The organism is Streptomyces sp. NPDC042100, from assembly GCF_055582325.1.
Genome location: NZ_JBVJDK010000014.1, coordinates 26,303 through 42,301, shown reverse-complemented (window position 1 = coordinate 42,301; position 15,999 = coordinate 26,303). Strand labels below are relative to the sequence as shown.

The 15,999-nt window shown below is 70.1% G+C and carries 11 protein-coding genes and 2 pseudogenes; 11 read left to right on the top strand and 2 right to left on the bottom strand.

Features of this window, described 5'->3' with window-relative positions:
- The first annotated feature begins 34 nt into the window (after nt 1–34).
- Entirely contained in the window at nt 35–1,990 is a 1,956-nt protein-coding gene (locus ACZ6J5_RS28265; RefSeq protein WP_469396141.1) for a beta-N-acetylhexosaminidase family protein, read from the top strand.
- Between the two features lie 101 nt (nt 1,991–2,091).
- Here ACZ6J5_RS28265 and ACZ6J5_RS28260 read toward each other — a convergent pair.
- A pseudogene (locus ACZ6J5_RS28260) lies at nt 2,092–2,205 on the bottom strand (IS110 family transposase); the annotation flags it as partial.
- Nucleotides 2,206–2,895: 690 nt separating this feature from the next.
- On the opposite strand from ACZ6J5_RS28260, the gene ACZ6J5_RS28255 reads away from it, so the two are divergent.
- The 4 genes from ACZ6J5_RS28255 to ACZ6J5_RS28240 all read left to right on the top strand — a co-directional run bounded on the left by ACZ6J5_RS28255 (nt 2,896) and on the right by ACZ6J5_RS28240 (nt 7,201).
- Nucleotides 2,896–3,291: an STAS domain-containing protein gene (locus tag ACZ6J5_RS28255; RefSeq protein ID WP_469396139.1), complete on the top strand. Its 396-nt coding sequence runs from the start codon at nt 2,896–2,898 to the stop codon at nt 3,289–3,291.
- Nucleotides 3,292–3,371: 80 nt separating this feature from the next.
- Nucleotides 3,372–3,764: an STAS domain-containing protein gene (locus ACZ6J5_RS28250; protein WP_469396137.1), complete on the top strand. Its 393-nt coding sequence runs from the start codon at nt 3,372–3,374 to the stop codon at nt 3,762–3,764.
- 182 nt (nt 3,765–3,946) lie between these two features.
- Nucleotides 3,947–6,103: an MGH1-like glycoside hydrolase domain-containing protein gene (locus ACZ6J5_RS28245; protein WP_469396136.1), complete on the top strand. Its 2,157-nt coding sequence runs from the start codon at nt 3,947–3,949 to the stop codon at nt 6,101–6,103.
- 177 nt (nt 6,104–6,280) lie between these two features.
- Nucleotides 6,281–7,201, top strand: a complete 921-nt coding sequence (locus tag ACZ6J5_RS28240; RefSeq protein WP_469396135.1) for a YihY/virulence factor BrkB family protein — start codon at nt 6,281–6,283, stop codon at nt 7,199–7,201.
- Here the strand turns inward: ACZ6J5_RS28240 and ACZ6J5_RS28235 are convergent.
- A complete protein-coding gene (locus ACZ6J5_RS28235; RefSeq protein ID WP_469396133.1) occupies nt 7,192–8,433 on the bottom strand; it encodes a phospholipase D-like domain-containing protein in 1,242 nt (413 codons plus the stop codon). The two genes, ACZ6J5_RS28240 and ACZ6J5_RS28235, sit on opposite strands and share 10 nt — an antisense overlap.
- 385 nt (nt 8,434–8,818) lie before the next feature.
- On the opposite strand from ACZ6J5_RS28235, the pseudogene ACZ6J5_RS28230 reads away from it, so the two are divergent.
- The 6 genes and pseudogenes from ACZ6J5_RS28230 (at nt 8,819) to ACZ6J5_RS28205 (ending at nt 15,965) form a co-directional block, all read left to right on the top strand.
- Nucleotides 8,819–9,712 (top strand): annotated as a pseudogene (locus ACZ6J5_RS28230) (IS5 family transposase).
- Between the two features lie 256 nt (nt 9,713–9,968).
- Nucleotides 9,969–11,258, top strand: coding sequence for a M20 metallopeptidase family protein (locus ACZ6J5_RS28225; RefSeq protein WP_469396131.1), 1,290 nt, complete (start codon nt 9,969–9,971; stop codon nt 11,256–11,258).
- A gap of 205 nt (nt 11,259–11,463) precedes the next feature.
- Nucleotides 11,464–12,147: a trimeric intracellular cation channel family protein gene (locus tag ACZ6J5_RS28220; RefSeq protein WP_469396129.1), complete on the top strand. Its 684-nt coding sequence runs from the start codon at nt 11,464–11,466 to the stop codon at nt 12,145–12,147.
- A gap of 748 nt (nt 12,148–12,895) precedes the next feature.
- Nucleotides 12,896–13,972 (top strand): FecCD family ABC transporter permease, encoded by a 1,077-nt coding sequence (locus tag ACZ6J5_RS28215; RefSeq protein WP_469396378.1) that lies wholly within the window; start codon nt 12,896–12,898, stop codon nt 13,970–13,972.
- 47 nt (nt 13,973–14,019) lie between these two features.
- Nucleotides 14,020–15,096 (top strand): FecCD family ABC transporter permease, encoded by a 1,077-nt coding sequence (locus ACZ6J5_RS28210; RefSeq protein ID WP_469396376.1) that lies wholly within the window; start codon nt 14,020–14,022, stop codon nt 15,094–15,096.
- A 59-nt stretch (nt 15,097–15,155) separates the two neighbouring features.
- Entirely contained in the window at nt 15,156–15,965 is an 810-nt protein-coding gene (locus tag ACZ6J5_RS28205) for an ABC transporter ATP-binding protein (protein ID WP_469396128.1), read from the top strand.
- The last annotated feature ends 34 nt before the right edge of the window (nt 15,966–15,999 follow it).

Below are 15,999 nucleotides of genomic sequence, written 5' to 3'. Positions count from 1 at the left end.
GTTCCGACTACTGTCCGTCGGTACCGCGCTGACCATGGCCCTGGGCGCGTTCGCCGCCCCCGCCCACGCGCTCGACGGCCCGGCCCCGGCTGCCGGGGAGCGGGCGGCTGCCGCGAAGCGCGGCACACTGCCCGTCGTCACCCCGACTCCTCAGCGGATGACGGCGGCCGGCAAGGAGATCCACGCCAGGGGGCGGGCGAACATCGTCGTCGGTGAGGACGTCGACGCCGCCACCACGGCCGTCGTCGAACGCGCCCTCTCCTCGGCGGGCGTCCGCCACATCACGACGACGAAGGCCGGACAGGACGCCCAGAAGCCGCCCGCCCACGGCGCGCTGAGCGTCGTCGTCGGCTCTATCAAGGACCCTGACGTCGCCTCCGCGCTGCGGGACGTCGGCGGCACGGTGCCCCACACCCTGGTACCCGAGGGCTACTCACTCGTCACGAAGAAGGCGCCGGGCGGCGACCGCGTCGTCCTCGCGGGCAACGACGGCGACGGCGTGTACTACGCGGCCCAGACCCTGCGCCAATTGGTCACCGGCAAGCGCACCATCGCGTCCGTGTCGATCACCGACCACCCGAGCATGCCGCTGCGCGGCAGCATCGAGGGCTTCTACGGCGCCCCCTGGTCCCACAGCGACCGCCTCGACCAACTCGCCTTCTACGGTGAGATCAAGGCCAACACCTACATCTACACGCCGAAGGACGACAAGTACCTGCGGGACCAGTGGCGTGAGCCCTACCCCGCCGACAAGCTCGCCTCCCTGCGCGAGCTGATCCAGGAGGCCGGCAAGCACCACGTCGGTTTCACCTACGCCCTGTCCCCGGGCCTGTCGATCTGCTACAGCGACCCGGGCGACCTCGACGCCATGAAGAACAAGATGGGCGCCCTGTACGAGCAAGGCGCCCGCAGCTTCTACGTGGCACTCGACGACATCAGCTACACCAAGTGGAACTGCGCCGGCGACGAGGCCAAGTACGGCGCCCCGGGCCGGGCCGCCGCAGGCAAGGCGCAGACCGACCTGCTCAACGCGGTCCAGCGCGAGTTCATCGACACCCACAAGGGCGCCGAGCCGCTCCAGTTCGTACCCACGGAGTACTCCGACACGGCGGACTCCGCGTACAAGAAGGTGCTGCGCGAACAGCTCGACCAGAAGGTCATCGTCCAGTGGACCGGCACGGACGTCGTGCCCCCCTCGATCTCGAAGGCCGACGCCGACGCGGCGGCCAAGGTGTGGGGCCGCAAGGTGTTCCTCTGGGACAACTACCCCGTCAACGACTTCGGCCAGACCGAAGGCCGGCTCCTGATGGCCCCCTACGACAAGCGCGAAGCAGGTCTGCACGAAGCACTGAACGGCATCGTGCTCAACCCGATGAACCAGGCCCAGCCCAGCAAGGTCGCGCTCATGGGCGGCGCGTCCTTCGCCTGGAACGACAACGACTACGACCCGGCTCGTACGTGGCGAGCGGCCGCCGACCACCTGGCCGGCGGTGACCAGCGCACGGCGCGGGCCCTGCTGGCGTTCTTCGACACCGAACACCTGGCACCGACGTTCGGCCCCACCGCCTGGCAGCCTCAGGCGCCCGAACTCGCCGCCAGGATCGCCGCCTTCAAGAAGACGTGGGACGGCGGCGGCCGCACCGGGCGCGCGACGGCCCTGAGCACCCTCGGCGCGTACGCCGACCAGCTCGCCGACGCGCCCCGGCAGATCCGTACGGGGATGAAGCACAACCCGGCGTTCCTGGCCGAGACGAAGCCCTGGCTGGACGCCCTCGACCTGTGGGGTGCCTCGTTCCGGAGCTCCCTGGACGGCATGCGTGCCGAACTGCACCGCCCCGGCCGCGGCCGGGCCGACTTCGACAAGGCGGCCCGGCTGGCGAAGGAAGCCGCGGCCATCAGGACGATCCCCGGCACCACCCGGCCCCAGGGCCCGGTCAAGGTCGCCGACGGAGTCCTCGACACCTTCATCGAGGAGGCACCGACGATGTGACGCGCCGCCCGCCCGGGTGACGCACGGGCAAGGACCCGTCCCGCTCCGCGCGCCGCGAGACCCCGCCCGTTCCTGGTAAGGAGCGGGCGGGATTCCCTTTCGGCGTCCCGGGCATCGTTCTCCGCCTCTCCCCGGTAAGCCCCGGACATGCGGTTGACCGTACGGCCGGGCACGTAGACGGCCTGCCGGCCATGGGCGGCCAGCAGGGCCAGCAGGGCCAGCAGCAGGGCCGTGGCTCCTGGTCGCCGTGGCCGTCGGGCTCGTCCTCCTGACTCTGCACCCAACGCGTCACGGCCGCGTTTCCAGCCGTCCGCTGGAGGGTGGCCAGCACGGCGGGATGCGGCATCCCACCCGCGAGGCCCGCCACCCCGACGTCCCGCGCCCGCCGCGCCGGCGCGGCCGCGCCGGGCACCGTCGGCCCGCGCGGACGGACCAGCGGGTGCCGAAGAACCGCGTCCGCCACGCGGGCCGCGCTGTAGTGCCGCACGTCGGATCTTCGGGGACGCCCTCCAGTACTTCCTCGGGGACACCCACGTAGCCGACTTCGGTCAGGGCCTGAAAGGCACGCACGCGTCGGGCATGGTGCGGGCGGACCTCTGGGTCCAAAGTCCTTGCCGAACAGGCCTTTCAGCCGCCAGCGGCCGGGCGCGGCCGCATGAGAATGGGAGACGTTCAGGATGTTGATCTTGACACGCCGGAGAAGCGCCACACCCACGGGACGGTCGTCACCGCGCCCGGGGGCTCCCGGCTGATCGCGACGTCACCAGAGGCCGCCGTTCCGCGCCCGCCGCCGCCGCACCAGCCGGGCACGGGCGACACGCCCGGCTCGCCGGACAGAGTGCAGCTGTCAGCTCCTGCCGGGCGGGCGCCTTCCTCGGCCGTACCCCTGAGGGAGGCGAACCGCCATGAACAGCAGCGACCGGGCCGACCAGATCACCTACACCGTCTCGTCCGACGGTCACTACCTCTACAGCGCCCGTCGCGACGCGCACATCCACCGCGAACCCGTACGCGCCGACGGCACGGCCCTGATCCAGGCGGTCGGCGAGTTCGGCCTGGAGGCCGCACCGTATCTGGAAGCGGCGCTCGCCGACGCCGGCGGCGAGGGCGCCACCCTGCTCTTCCTCGACCTCGGCGGCGTGACCTTCGGCGATTCCACCTTCCTGAACGTCCTCCTACGGGCCCACAACGACCCACGGACCCGCCTCGTCCTCACCGGCCCCCTACCCCTCCAGCTAAAGCAGTTGTTCGAGCTGCTGGCCGGCACCGACCGTGTCTTCGACCACGCCCCCGAACCGTGACCGGCCGCCACGACGAGCGTGGGCGCCAGCTGCTGGGCGCGCGCCCGCCGCGGCCGTCCTTCCTGAAGAGGTGAGGCGCCATGCCCAGCGGCGACCCATCCGACCAGGTCATCCACACCGTCACGTGCGACGGACACTCCTTCTACAGCGCCCCGCGCAACGCGAGCGTCCACCGGGAGCCCTTACACCCAGACGCCACCTGCCGGCTCCACGCCACCGGCGAGTTCGACCTGCAAGCCGTGCCCTGCCTGGCACAGGCGCTCGCCGACGCCCGCGCCGAGGGCGCCATCCTCCTCTTCCTCGACCTCAGCGGGGTCGGATTCGGGGACTCCGCCCTCCTCGACACCCTCCTGATCGCCCACCACGACAAACGGGCCCGTCTCGTCCTCACAGGGCCCCTGCCTCACCAGCTGGAGCGCATGTTCCACATCACTGAGGCCAACCGCGTCTTCGACCAGAGGCCCGGCCCCTGACCGCGACGATCGCTCACCGGGCAACTCTCCGCCCAGTACGAAGATCGCTCGGTTTCTGTTCTCCGGACCGGGTATTGACCTTGCTTCAAAGTCATTCAGCACCTGCAGAGATGGGATACGCCATGAGTTCTCGCTGCCGCGCGCTAGCGGTCGCCCTTGTTTCCGGCACACTTCTCGTCGGAATGACGGCCGCCCCGGCCGCCGCCACCCCGCCCCCATCGGTCGAACCGCTCGGCCATCATGGTCACGGCAACAAGGGAAGCCAGAAGAGCACGTACGCGGACATCGTGGACCGGACGGGCTCTCCCACGAGTGCTGATCCCGGCGTCGGGGGCGACAACAACCCCATCAACGTGTTCGCCGACAGGGGCGCATGGCACGCCTACGCTCTTCCTGAACCGGGGAACGCCTCCACGTACGGCGGGTTCACCGGCCCCCTGTACATCGCGCAGGAGTACCCCTGGTGGCTGAGCAAGACGTTCAGCCGGATGCAGCTCACCGAGTCCGGCGAGGTGCTGGACCTGACGGCCGGCGGGAAGCCCCACTTCACCTCGGAGCCGGGCAGGCTGCTCCAGTCCTACGACCTCGGAGACGGGCTGAGCCTGGAACTGGAGCTGCGCTTCTCCTCGCGGCGGACCGCGCTCGTGCACGCCGAGGTGCGCAACACCGGACGCAAGACCCGCACGCTCGACGTGGCCTGGACCGGGTCGCTGCTGCGGCCCGAGAAGGCTCCGATGAAGGACGCGCCGCGGCTCCGGGGAACCAAGGGCGGTGTACGAGTCGACTTCGCCAAGGTGCGGGAGACCTGGGACTACATGACCGACGGCACCGAGCGGTTCGAGGTCGTCCACAAGGACCCGGTGCGGACGAGCGTAGCGGGAGACACCTACCGTTCCGAGGCGGCCTCGCCCCTCACCCTGCGGCCCGGACACCGTCAAGCCCTCGACTGGACCGAGTCGTTCACCTTCACCGAGGCCGAGCGCGAACGGGAAGCACCCGCCGTACGGGCCGCGCTCGCCCGGCCCGGGGCCACGGCCGCCGCCGCGGACGAGCGGTGGGACCGCTACGTCAAGTCGGCCACCCGGGGCGTACCGGCCAAGGACCGGCGTACGGCCGTGAAGGCGGTCGAGACGCTGATAGGCAACTGGCGCAGCGCCGCCGGCCGGATCAAGCACGACGGCATCAGCCCGTCGATCTCGTACAAGGGCTTCACCGGTGGCCTGTGGGCCTGGGATACCTGGAAGCAGGCGGTGGGAACGGTGAAGTTCGCGCCGGACCTGGCGAAAAGTCAGATCCGGTCGATGTTCGACTACCAGATCCGGCCCGATTCCACGGTTCGTCCGCAGGACGCCGGCATGATCCCGGACGTCATCTACTACAACGACCCCTCGCAGGGCGGGGGCAACTGGAACGAGCGCAACTCCAAGCCTCCGCTTGCCGCTTGGGCGGTGTGGGAGGTGTTCCAGAAGACGGGCGACCGCGACTTCCTGCGCGAGATGTACCCGAAACTGGAGGCGTACCAGGCCTGGTGGTACCGCACCCGTGACCACGACCGGAACGGACTGGTCGAGTACGGTGCCACGGTCGACCCGCTGAACGCCACCGCCGAGGACCAGCGGCTCGCGGCGGCATGGGAGAGCGGCATGGACAACGCGCCGCGCTATGACAAGGACCTGGGCACCAAGGCCCTGCCCAACAAGGACGGGAACGGCAGGGTCGTCGGCTACTCCGTCAATCAGGAGTCCGTGGACCTCAACTCGTACATGGCCGCTGACCAGGGCTATCTCGCGCGGATGGCGAAGGCGCTGAAGAAGCGCGACGGCGCGGCGAAGTGGGCGGCGAAGGCCGAGGCGACCCACCGGGCCGTCCGGGAGCAGATGTACGACCGGTCGACGGGCTGGTTCTACGACAAGGCGCTGGGCAGCGACAGGCTGCTGACCGAGCGCGGTCGCGGCATCGAGGGCGCGGTCCCCCTGTGGACTGGGACCGCATCGAAGAAACAGGCCGCAGCGGTCCGGGCGAAGCTGCTGGACGCGGCGGAGTTCAACACCACAGTGCCGTTCCCGACCGTGTCGAAGAGCTCACCGTACTTCAGCGCGACGCGCTACTGGCGAGGCCCGGTCTGGCTGGACCAGGCGTACTACGCGCTCAACGGCCTGGAGAACTACGGCTACAAGAAGGACGCGCGCACGCTGAAGCACAAGCTGCTGGCCAACGCCTCAGGACTGTCCGGCGACGGCCCGATCCAGGAGAACTACAACCCCCTGACCGGGGACCGGCTGAACGCCCCGAACTTCAGCTGGTCCTCAGCGCTGATACTCGACCTGCTCAGCCACTGAAGCGGTGAGGGGGCTCATCACCACAAGCCGTACGCGGAGTTACCGCATCTGAGGGGACGCAACCAGATGTGATACCGGCGTCCCCCCTACCCCGCTCCCCCGTCCCCACCCCTCAGCCGCCCGTGATCGACCGCGCGGCAGAGGGGTGGGGGCGATCACGCGGGGCAGGAGACCTCCGTGACGTCGAACAGTCCCCGCACCCATCGGAGCACTCCCGGGAGCCGGCCCTCCGAGCTCCTCGAACGCGTCCGCACCCGCCTGTGGACCACCGCCGTGCGGCTGTGGGAGGGCAACGTCGCCGACTACGCGGCGGCCCTCACGTACTACGCGGTACTGGCCCTGGTGCCCGCCCTGCTCGTCGCCGTCTCCCTGGTGGGACTGGCCGGGGCCGAGACGCGCGAGCATCTGATCCGCGACCTCACCTCGTACGCTCCGCCCCAGTCGGCCCCGGTGCTCCGGGAGGCCCTGGAGGGCGTCACCTCCTCGCCCTCCTCGCTGTGGCCGCTGCTCGTCAGCGGCGTCCTGAGCGCCCTGTGGTCGGCCTCCAGTTACCTGTCGGTCTTCCGGCGCGCCCTGCACGCGATGCACCGTCTGCCCGACACGCGTCGGCCCCTGCGGGCCGCCCACGTCCTCCTGCTCACCTCGGGCGCGCTGCTGGCGCTGCTCGTCACGGGCGCCGCGAGCCTCGTCGCGACCGGCCCGGTGGCCCGGCGGCTCGCGGCGGCCGCGGGCCGCCCGGGCACGGACGTCATGGCCCTGCTGAGGTGGCCGGTGCTGCTGGTGATCGTCACGGCGCTGATCCTGGTCCTCTACCGGACGGGGCCGGTCCAGGCCCGTGGCCTGCGCCGGGGGTTCCCGGGTGGCGCACTCGCGGCCTTCCTGTGGCTCGGGGCCTCGGCGCTCTTCACCCTCTACACCCAGTTCGGGACCTACAGCCGCCTCTACGGTTCGCTGGCGGGGATCATCGTCTTCCTCGTGTGGCTGTGGGTCGGCAATCTGGCCCTGCTCACCGGCGCGCAGTTCAACGCGGTGCCCGCGCGGCCGGCGGGACGGTCCGACGACGAGCCGCGGGAAGTCGAGGCCGCCGCCTACAGGTAGCGGCGGATGGGCAGTACCGCCGTCTCCCGGGCCCGCTGGAGGAGCGACCGCCGCATCCAGCGGCCCGGGCGGATCAGCTCGCTCACATCGAGGTCCTCGTCGTAGTGCGCGTCGAGGGCGGCGGTGAACTCGGAGTCCATGACGGCGAGCATGACCTCTTCGTCATGGTCGAGGGAGCGGCGGTTGAAGTTCGTGGAGCCGACCAGGGACACGACGCCGTCCATGGTGATGACCTTCGCGTGCATCATCGTCGGCTGGTACTGGTGGATGCGCACCCCGTCGGCGATCAGCGCCTCGTAGTGGTGCTGCCCCGCCAGCTGGCACACCCGCTTGTCCGTGTGGGGACCGGGCAGCAGGATCTCGACCTCCACGCCGCGGCGGGCCGTGGCGCGGAGCAGGTCGACGAAGTAGTCGTCCGGAGCGAAGTAGGCGGTCGCCAGACGGATCCGCTCCTCCGCCGATTCGAGGATCACCCGTATCAGGGTCTGCATGTCCTGCCAGCCGACGCTGGCTGAACCGCGGACCACCTGCACGATGGCGCTCCCGCTCGGGGGATGGTCGACGAACCGGTCGCGCTCGTCGAAGAGCTCCGTGTGGCATTCGGCCCAGTTCTGGGCGAAGGCGGCGGCGACGCCGTCCACGGCCGGGCCCCGGACCTCGACGTGGGTGTCCCGCCACTCGCCGGGATCGCGGGCGTCGCCACACCATTCCTCGGCGATCCCGACGCCTCCGGTGAAGGCGGTCAGCTCGTCGACCACGAGGACCTTGCGGTGGCAGCGGTGGTTCTGCTTGAGCGGCGAGAGGTGGAGGGGCTTGCGGAACCACGCGACCTCGACTCCGGCCGTGCTCATCCGGTCCAGCAGGTCCTTCTCGATCAGGCGGCTGCCGAAGCCGTCGAGAAGCAGCCGCACCCTCACCCCCGCGCGCGCCCGGTCGGTCAGGGCTTCGGCGAAACGCCGGGCGATGTCGCCCCGCCAGTAGACGAAGGTCATCATGTCGACGGTGTGACGCGCGCTGCCGATCGCGTCCAGCATCGCGGCGAAGATCTCGTCGCCGTTGCGCAGCGGGCGTACGGCGTTGCCCTCGGTCGCGGCGACGCCGATGAGCCGCTCCAGCCGCCGGCGTATGCGCCGGATCCGCTGGTCCACGGCGCGGCGGTCGCCGGAGACGGCGGTCACGCCACCCTCCGGTCGCTCTCTGTCAGACATCCCAGTCCCCCTCGGTCGGGCCATCGGCGACCAGGACCTTATCCGACGGCGATTCCTCCCCCCCTCGGTCAGGCGGCCCGGCCGTCACGGGGGCGGCCGCGCCGAGGTGTCACGGGGTCACGGGGTCACGGGGTCACGGGGTCACGGGGTCACGGGGTGCGGACGGCCTTCTTCCCGTACAGCTTCTCCGTGAACGCCGAGATGTACGAACTACGGCGCCCGGGCAGCGGGCCGGCGTCCGCCTCGGGCGTTGGCGGGGTGGCGCCGCCGCCCGTGTCGGCGAGGGTTCGAGGGGGGTGTCCTGGATCGGTGCCGCCCAGTCGCGCGGGAGCGGGGCGGGCGGGCGGTCAGCGGCGAGGGCTAGGGGGTGTATCGAAAGTGGATCTTGGGCTGTGAATGATGACGGCTCATGGGTCGAGGAGATCTCACAGACGAGCAGTGGGCAACGCTTGAGCCGTTGCTGCCGAGGGGGACGAAGACTGGGCGCCGCCGGTCTGGCCACGGAGGCAGCTGATCGGCGGCATACGGTTCCGGGTCCGGACTGGTGTTCCGTGGCGGGACGTGCCCGCTGAATACGGGCCGTGGAGCCGGGTCTACGACCTGTTTCGTCGGTGGCAGCGCAGTGGCGCTTGGCACCGAATCCTCACCCGGCTCCAGTCTCTAGCCGACGCGAAGGGGGCGATCACGTGGGACCTGAGCGTCGACTCCACGGTCTGCCGAGCCCATCAGCACGCGGCTGGCGCGCGAAGGCAGGGCGACCTGCAGAAGACAGGGCGACCTGCAGAAGGAACCACCAGGCGGTGTCTGCATAGAGCCCGGAGACCGCGGACTGGGACGCTCGCGCGGAGGGTTCACCACCAAGCTGCACCTGGCCGTCGAGCAGAGCCAAAAGCCCATGGCGATCGTGGTGACCGCCGGGCAGCGCGGGGACTCGCCGCAGTTCGAACTCGTCCTGGCAAAGGTCCGCGTGCCCCGCCTCGGTCCGGGTCGACCACGCGTGCGCCCCAACCGGGTTCGCGCGGACAAGGCATACGCCTCCCGCGAGAACCGCACCTACCTGCGCCGCCGCGGGATCCGCTGCTCCATTCCCGACAAGGCCGACCAGGCACGCAACCGCCAAAGGCTGGGCTCCCGCGGCGGCCGGCCGCCGCGCTTCGACCCAGTTGACTACCGCAAGCGGCACGCGGTGGAGTGTGGGATCAACCGCCTCAAGAGACACCGAGCTGTCGCCACGCGCTTCGACAAGCTCGCGGTCCGCTACGAGGCGACCGTCCTCCTCGCGGCCATAGCTGAGTGGCTGTGACCGAGGGATCCGGACGGGCATGCAAGGGGGACTCCCGGTCTTCCGTTGCATAACCGCCCGTCTTTGCGGCGCCCGAATTGCGGCCGGAAGCGGCGGTACTCGAGCCCGGTCACCGCAGCGCCTCACGGATGAAGATCCACTTCCGGTATGCAGCCCTCACCGTGCCGTCACCCGTTCGTCCTACGAGCGATGGCGGCGCGGTGGGGCGGCCCATAGCTTCCGGATGTCAGCCGGATCGACTTCGAGGAGCTGGACCATGAGCGGTGATCCGATCCACGCCGAGCTCGACAGACAAGCCGAGGGTGTCGAGCAGCAGGTCATCGAGTGGCGACACCACCTCCACCAGAACCCGGAACTGTCCAACCGTGAGGTCGACACGGCCAAGCTGATCACGGACCACCTCACCTCTCTGAATTTCGACGAGGTCCGTACCGGCATCTCGGGACACGGTGTCGTCGGCGTACTCAGGGGCGGCAAGCCCGGCGACCGGGTCGTCGCACTGCGTGCCGACATCGACGCGCTGCCGGTGAAGGAGGACAGCGGCGAGAGCTTCGCCTCCACGGCCGTGGACCAGGACTATCCCGGAGGTCCCTTCCCGGTCGCGCACGCCTGCGGCCACGACGGGCACACCGCCATGCTGCTGGGAGCCGCCACCGTCCTGGCCGGAGTCCGCGAGCAGCTGCCCGGCACCGTGCTGTTCGTCTTCCAGCCCGCCGAGGAAGGCGCACCGGCCGGAGAGTCCTCCGGGGCGAAGCAGATGATCGACGAAGGGGCGTGCGACGACCCCGCGCCCACGATGGCGTTCGGCATGCATCTGGGGCCGCTGCCCACCGGATACGTCGGCTACCGGGTCGGCAACCAGTTCGGCGCCTCCAGCATGATCAAGATCGTGCTCACCGGGCAGCAGGTCCACGGCTCCACCCCGTGGATGGGCATCGACCCCATGCCCGCGGCCGGCGCGATCACGGTCGGCGTCGGACAGCTCTACCGGCAGGTGTCCGCCTTCGACCCGATCACCGTGACCATCGGGCACGTCGAGGACGTCGGCCGCTTCAACATCGTGCCCGAGACAGTCACCCTGTGGGGCACCATCCGCTGCTCGGTCGAGAAGGACATGGCCGACGTCCAGAAGCGGCTCACCACCCTGGCCGAGCAGACGGCCGCAGCGTACGGCTGCACCGCCGAGGTCACCTATCTCCAGGACGTGCCGGCGGTGCACAACCTCAAGAAGTGGACGGACGCGGTCCTGCCCACCGTCAAGAGCGTCGTCGGCGCCGAGAAAGTCTTCGTCACCACGCCGACCCTCGCGTACGACGACGTCTCCGAGTTCGTCAACAAGTACGGTGGCGTATACCTGATGCTCGGCGCGCAGGACTGCGAGCTGACGGATGACGGCGCCGTGGTGCCCACCTCTGGCGGGCGCGGCCTCGTCCCCAACCACAGCCCGCGCTTCTACGTCAACGACGACGCCCTCACGCAAGGCGTACGCCTCCACTGCAACGTCGCCTACGACCACTTGAACGGCACCATCACTCCTGCCGAGTAGCGATGCCCAAGAGCGGGCAGCAGCTCGGCCTGCCTCCGAGGGGGCGGCGGCAGGCCGGTCTGCCTCTGTTCGGGCCGCTGCGGCACGTCGGCTCGGCAAACGAACCCAGAGGGGCGTCGGCACACCACCGACCGGCACCCAGGAGGAGTCCGAGCATGACCCGGCCCGCCCGCCGTCGCATTCGCCCTGCCCCGGGGCGCCGCCGGTGAATGCCCTGGTCCAGTTCGCGTCACCGGACGGAGCCGCCGTCATCGGCACCGCTCAGCAGATCGCCGACCTGGTGGCCACCTTCGCCTTCGGGGTCTCCGGCGCTCTGCTGGCCGTGCGCAAGGGATACGACTTCATCGGCCTGAGCGTCCTGGCCTTCGCGACGGCCTTCGGCGGCGGCGTCATCCGGGACGTCATCATCAACAAGGGAGTACCTGTCGCCTTCGTCGACCTGCAGTACGTGTGGGTCTCCCTGGCCGCCGCCGTGATCATCTTCGTCATCGATCCGCCCGCCCGCCTCACCCACTGGCCACTGAACGTGGCCGACGCCGTCGGCCTGGCCCTGTTCTGCGTCACCGGCACCCTCACCGCCTACCGCAACGGCCTGGCCGCCGTCCCGTCCGCCCTGCTGGGCATCCTCACCGCCATCGGGGGCGGCATCATCCGCGACCTGCTCGCCAACCGCACCCCTCCGGTCCTGCGCCCCGACCAGGACCTCTACGCCGTCCCCGCCATCATCGGCGCCACCATCAGCGCACTCCTGCTCCACTTCGACAGCTACAACACCCTCACCGGCGCAGCCGCGTTCCTCATCGCGATCTCCGTCCGCCTGCTGGCCCTGCGCTTCCACTGGCACACCACCGTCGCCGTCGCGAAAACCCTCCGCAGACCCGGGCGGTGACGGGGCACTGAGGGACCATGCCGCCTTCGGAGCAGAGCACCCGTGTCCCCGGCCACCGAAACCAAGATCGTTCACCGCTGCAGACTCACTTTCGATACACGCCCTAGCTGTGCGGGGGGCCGTTCGGCTGGTGGGGATGCCGGGGGGCGGAGACACAGCCGGTCAGGGCCAGCAGCAGAGCGCTGAGGACGGCAGGGGCGCTGCGGCGGGGTGCATGGGTTCCACGATCGCGGAGGGCGGGTGAGGCGGGCGGGCGGTCCACCGTCACGGGTGACCCAGAGCTCCCTCGGCTCTGCCCGGTGTGGAGCGGAGCGAAGGGAGCCGGGCGGGCAGGGCTCAGAAGTTGAAGACGTTGCCGGTCGCGCGGGCGAGCTCGCAAGAGCTCGTCACCCGGTACACCGACACCGTCCACGTCCTCGAATCCGGCCGGATCACCGGCAGCGGACCCGCCTCAGAGCTACAGCCCGCGTAAGGCAGCCCCTGTCTTCCTGAGCGGGCTCCATCCCAAGACGTGGCGGACGATCCTCCTCAAGCAGCGCCCTGAAAAGGGGTCACGGGCGCTGCGTATGGACTTGCCCAAAGCTGCTCGAACCCCGCGCGGTCAGCCCCCGCAGGCGATGCGGAGCCTATGATTCCGGCTACTGGCGGCGAAATGTTAGGGTCACCTTACTTGCGGGGGTCGCGCCAAGGGAGGATTCCTTCCTGGGGTTCAAGAGGAGACCTAGTGGAGTGGGACTCGCGGCTGCCGATAGTCGAAAGATCATCGACGCCGAGCCAGGCAGCGGAGGGCGAGGCAGTCGCCTCGCAGTCACGGCAGAAGAGCACCCGTAGGGCTCGGAGCCTTACCTTCGGGCTTGCCCTTGTGGGCGCACTCATCGGCGCGCTGTGGCTCAGCCTCGCCGTCGGGGCCGGACCGGTCGACGCCGCTGACGTCCTTCCCGGCGTCTTCAGCCCGGACCTCGCCGACAAGGGGCAGCTGATCCTCCGGGAGATCCGGATTCCGCGCACGGCTGCCGGTCTCATGGCCGGTGTCGCGCTCGGGCTGGCCGGAGCCATCATGCAGGGGGTGGCCCGCAACCCGCTGGCCGACCCCGGACTGCTCGGCATCAACGCCGGCGCCTCCGCCGCAGTGGTGTTCGCCCTGAGCGTCCTCGGCTTGACGGCCCCTGGGCAGTACGTGTGGTTCGGCTTCATCGGCGCTCTCGTTGCCGCACTGGTCGTCTATGGCATCGGAGCCCTCGGCAGGGAGGGCGCCACGCCGGTCAAGATCGCCCTCGCCGGAGCTGCCGCCAACGCGGCCCTGCTCTCCCTGACCACGGCGATGCTCCTCAAGGACACCCGCTCCTACGATCAGTACCGCCTGTGGCAGGTCGGATCGCTGACCGGAAAAGACAACGATGTCCTCTGGACGGCGCTCCCCTTCATCGCTGTCGGCACGCTCCTCGCCTTCACCCTCAGCTCCCAGCTCAACACGCTCGCTCTCGGCGATGACGTTGCCCGAGGGCTCGGCCAGCGCACCGGCATGGCCCGCGCTGGTGCCGGCGCGGTCGTGGTCCTTCTGTGCGGCGCCGCAACCGTCGTGGCGGGCCCCATCGCGTTCGTCGGCCTCGTCGTACCCCACGCTGTCCGTCTCGTCGCCGGTCCGGATCACCGCTGGCTGCTGCCGTTGAGCGCGTTGCTCGCCCCCACCCTGCTTCTGGTCGCCGACGTCGTCGGCCGCGTGATCGCCCCGCCCGGTGAGGTTCAGGCCGGCATCATCACCGCCGCGATCGGGGCCATCCCCTTCGTCCTGTTGGTACGCGGGCGCAAGACAGTCTCGACGTGACCACCATCCGAAGGATTGGCGCCGGCAGCGCGCAGGAGGACCAAGCGATGACATCCCCCGCTCACGCCCCCTCGCGGGCCGAGGGACGGAGATACGAGGCGCTCCGCCTCATCACCGCCGCCCGCCGCACGCGGCGGCGACGCACCACGCTCGTGTGCCTGCTCCTTTCAGCCGCTCTCCTCGCCGCCTTCGCCGCCTCGCTGTGCGTCGGAGACGTTCCCACCCCTCTCAGCGACGTCGTACGCGCCCTGACCGGCGAGGCGAGCGGAGGAACCCGGTTCGTCGTCGTCGAACTGCGGCTCCCCAGGGCCCTGCTCGCCCTCCTCGTGGGCTGCGCCTTCGGAATCTCCGGTGCCCTGTGCCAAGCCCTGCTGCGCAATCCCCTTGCCAGCCCCGACGTCATCGGCGTCAGCCAGGGCGCCAGCGCTGCGGCAGTCGTTGCCAGCGTAGGACTCGGCATCAGCGGCCTGGGCATCTCCGTCGCCGCATTGGCGGGCGCACTCCTCAGTGCCACAGTCATCTACGCGCTCGCCTGGCGCCGAGGTGTCTCCGGGCAACGATTCGTGCTCATCGGAATCGGAGTGGCAGCAGCCCTTTCCAGCGTCGTGTCCTACCTTCTGACCAGCGCGGACGTCACGCGCGCGCAGGACGCTCTGGTCTGGCTCACCGGAAGCCTCAACGGCAGCGCCCTGGACCAGGTGTGGCCACTCCTGGTAGCCCTCGCAGTCCTGCTGCCTGTGACCGCGATGGCACATCGCCACCTCGGCGCGCTCGAACTCGGCGACGACACCGCGGCCGGCCTCGGTGTCCCGGTCAACCGAGGTCGCCTCGCCCTCCTCGGATGCGCGGTGGCCCTCGCGGGAGTGGCCACCGCTGCGGCGGGCCCCGTCGCCTTCGTCGCTCTCATCGCCGCGCCGGTCGCCCGCCGGCTTGCCCCTGCCGCCGGTGCGGCGATCCTTCCCGCGGCGCTCGTCGGCGCGGTGCTGATGGTCGTGGCCGACTTCATCGGCCAGCACCTGCTGTGGTCCAGCCAGTTCCCCGTCGGAGTCGTGACCGGTCTCATCGGTGCTCCCTACCTCCTGTGGCTGCTGGCACGCACCAACCGCGCCGGCGGAGCAGGCTGAACGTTCTGGCCGCGGCCGCCCGAATTCCGTCCCGAACCCATCGCCAAAGGACACGTCCCATGAGCGCTGCTCACACACTCGGCACGCGCGACATCCGCCTCGGCTACGACGGCCGCGAAGTGGTCAACGGCCTCACGGTGAACCTCCCACCGGGAAAGATCACCATGATCGTCGGGCCCAACGCCTGCGGGAAGTCCACCCTTCTGCGGGCCATGGCCCGCCTGCTGCCCCCTCAGTCGGGAGCCGCCCTCCTGGATGGCCAGGCCATCCACCGCATGCCCACGCGCGAGGTCGCCGCTCTGCTCGGCGTACTGCCCCAGAGCCCTACAGCCCCCGAGGGCATCACCGTCAGCGACCTCGTCGGCCGCGGCCGCCACGCGCACCAGGGATGGTTCCCCCGCTGGACAGCGGAGGACAAGGAAGCCGTCGCCGACGCCCTGGTCGCCACCGACATCGTGGAGCTCGCGGGCCGCCAGGTGGATCAGTTGTCGGGCGGCCAGCGACAGCGGGTATGGATCGCCATGGCTCTGGCTCAGCGCACCGACATCCTCCTCCTTGACGAGCCCACGACCTACCTCGACGTCAGCCACCAGCTCGACGTGCTGGACCTCTTGGTCGATCTGAACCAGGAGCACGGAACCACCGTCGTCGTCGTGCTGCACGACCTCAACCTCGCGTGCCGGTACGCCGACCACCTCATCGCCATGCGCGACGGCCGAGTCCTCGCCGAAGGCCCGCCCGGGAAGGTCGTCACCCAGGACCTGGTCCATCAGGCGTTCGGCATGAATTGCACGCTGGTGCCGGATCCCGTGTCCGGCACCCCCATGATCGTGCCGATCGGCCGACACCGCATCGGAGCAGACGTCTGAGCCATCCGGATCACCGGAATTCACCCACTCCAAT

Excerpts from the sequence above, each read along its gene's own strand:
- ACZ6J5_RS28205 (WP_469396128.1), top strand. The coding sequence starts at position 15,156 with ATGAGCGCTGCTCACACACTCGGCACGCGCGACATCCGCCTCGGCTAC.
- ACZ6J5_RS28265 (WP_469396141.1), top strand. The coding sequence starts at position 35 with ATGGCCCTGGGCGCGTTCGCCGCCCCCGCCCACGCGCTCGACGGCCCG.
- ACZ6J5_RS28210 (WP_469396376.1), top strand. The coding sequence starts at position 14,020 with ATGACATCCCCCGCTCACGCCCCCTCGCGGGCCGAGGGACGGAGATAC.
- ACZ6J5_RS28250 (WP_469396137.1), top strand. The coding sequence starts at position 3,372 with ATGCCCAGCGGCGACCCATCCGACCAGGTCATCCACACCGTCACGTGC.
- ACZ6J5_RS28235 (WP_469396133.1), bottom strand. The coding sequence starts at position 8,433 with ATGGCCCGACCGAGGGGGACTGGGATGTCTGACAGAGAGCGACCGGAG.
- ACZ6J5_RS28255 (WP_469396139.1), top strand. The coding sequence starts at position 2,896 with ATGAACAGCAGCGACCGGGCCGACCAGATCACCTACACCGTCTCGTCC.
- ACZ6J5_RS28245 (WP_469396136.1), top strand. The coding sequence starts at position 3,947 with ATGACGGCCGCCCCGGCCGCCGCCACCCCGCCCCCATCGGTCGAACCG.
- ACZ6J5_RS28225 (WP_469396131.1), top strand. The coding sequence starts at position 9,969 with ATGAGCGGTGATCCGATCCACGCCGAGCTCGACAGACAAGCCGAGGGT.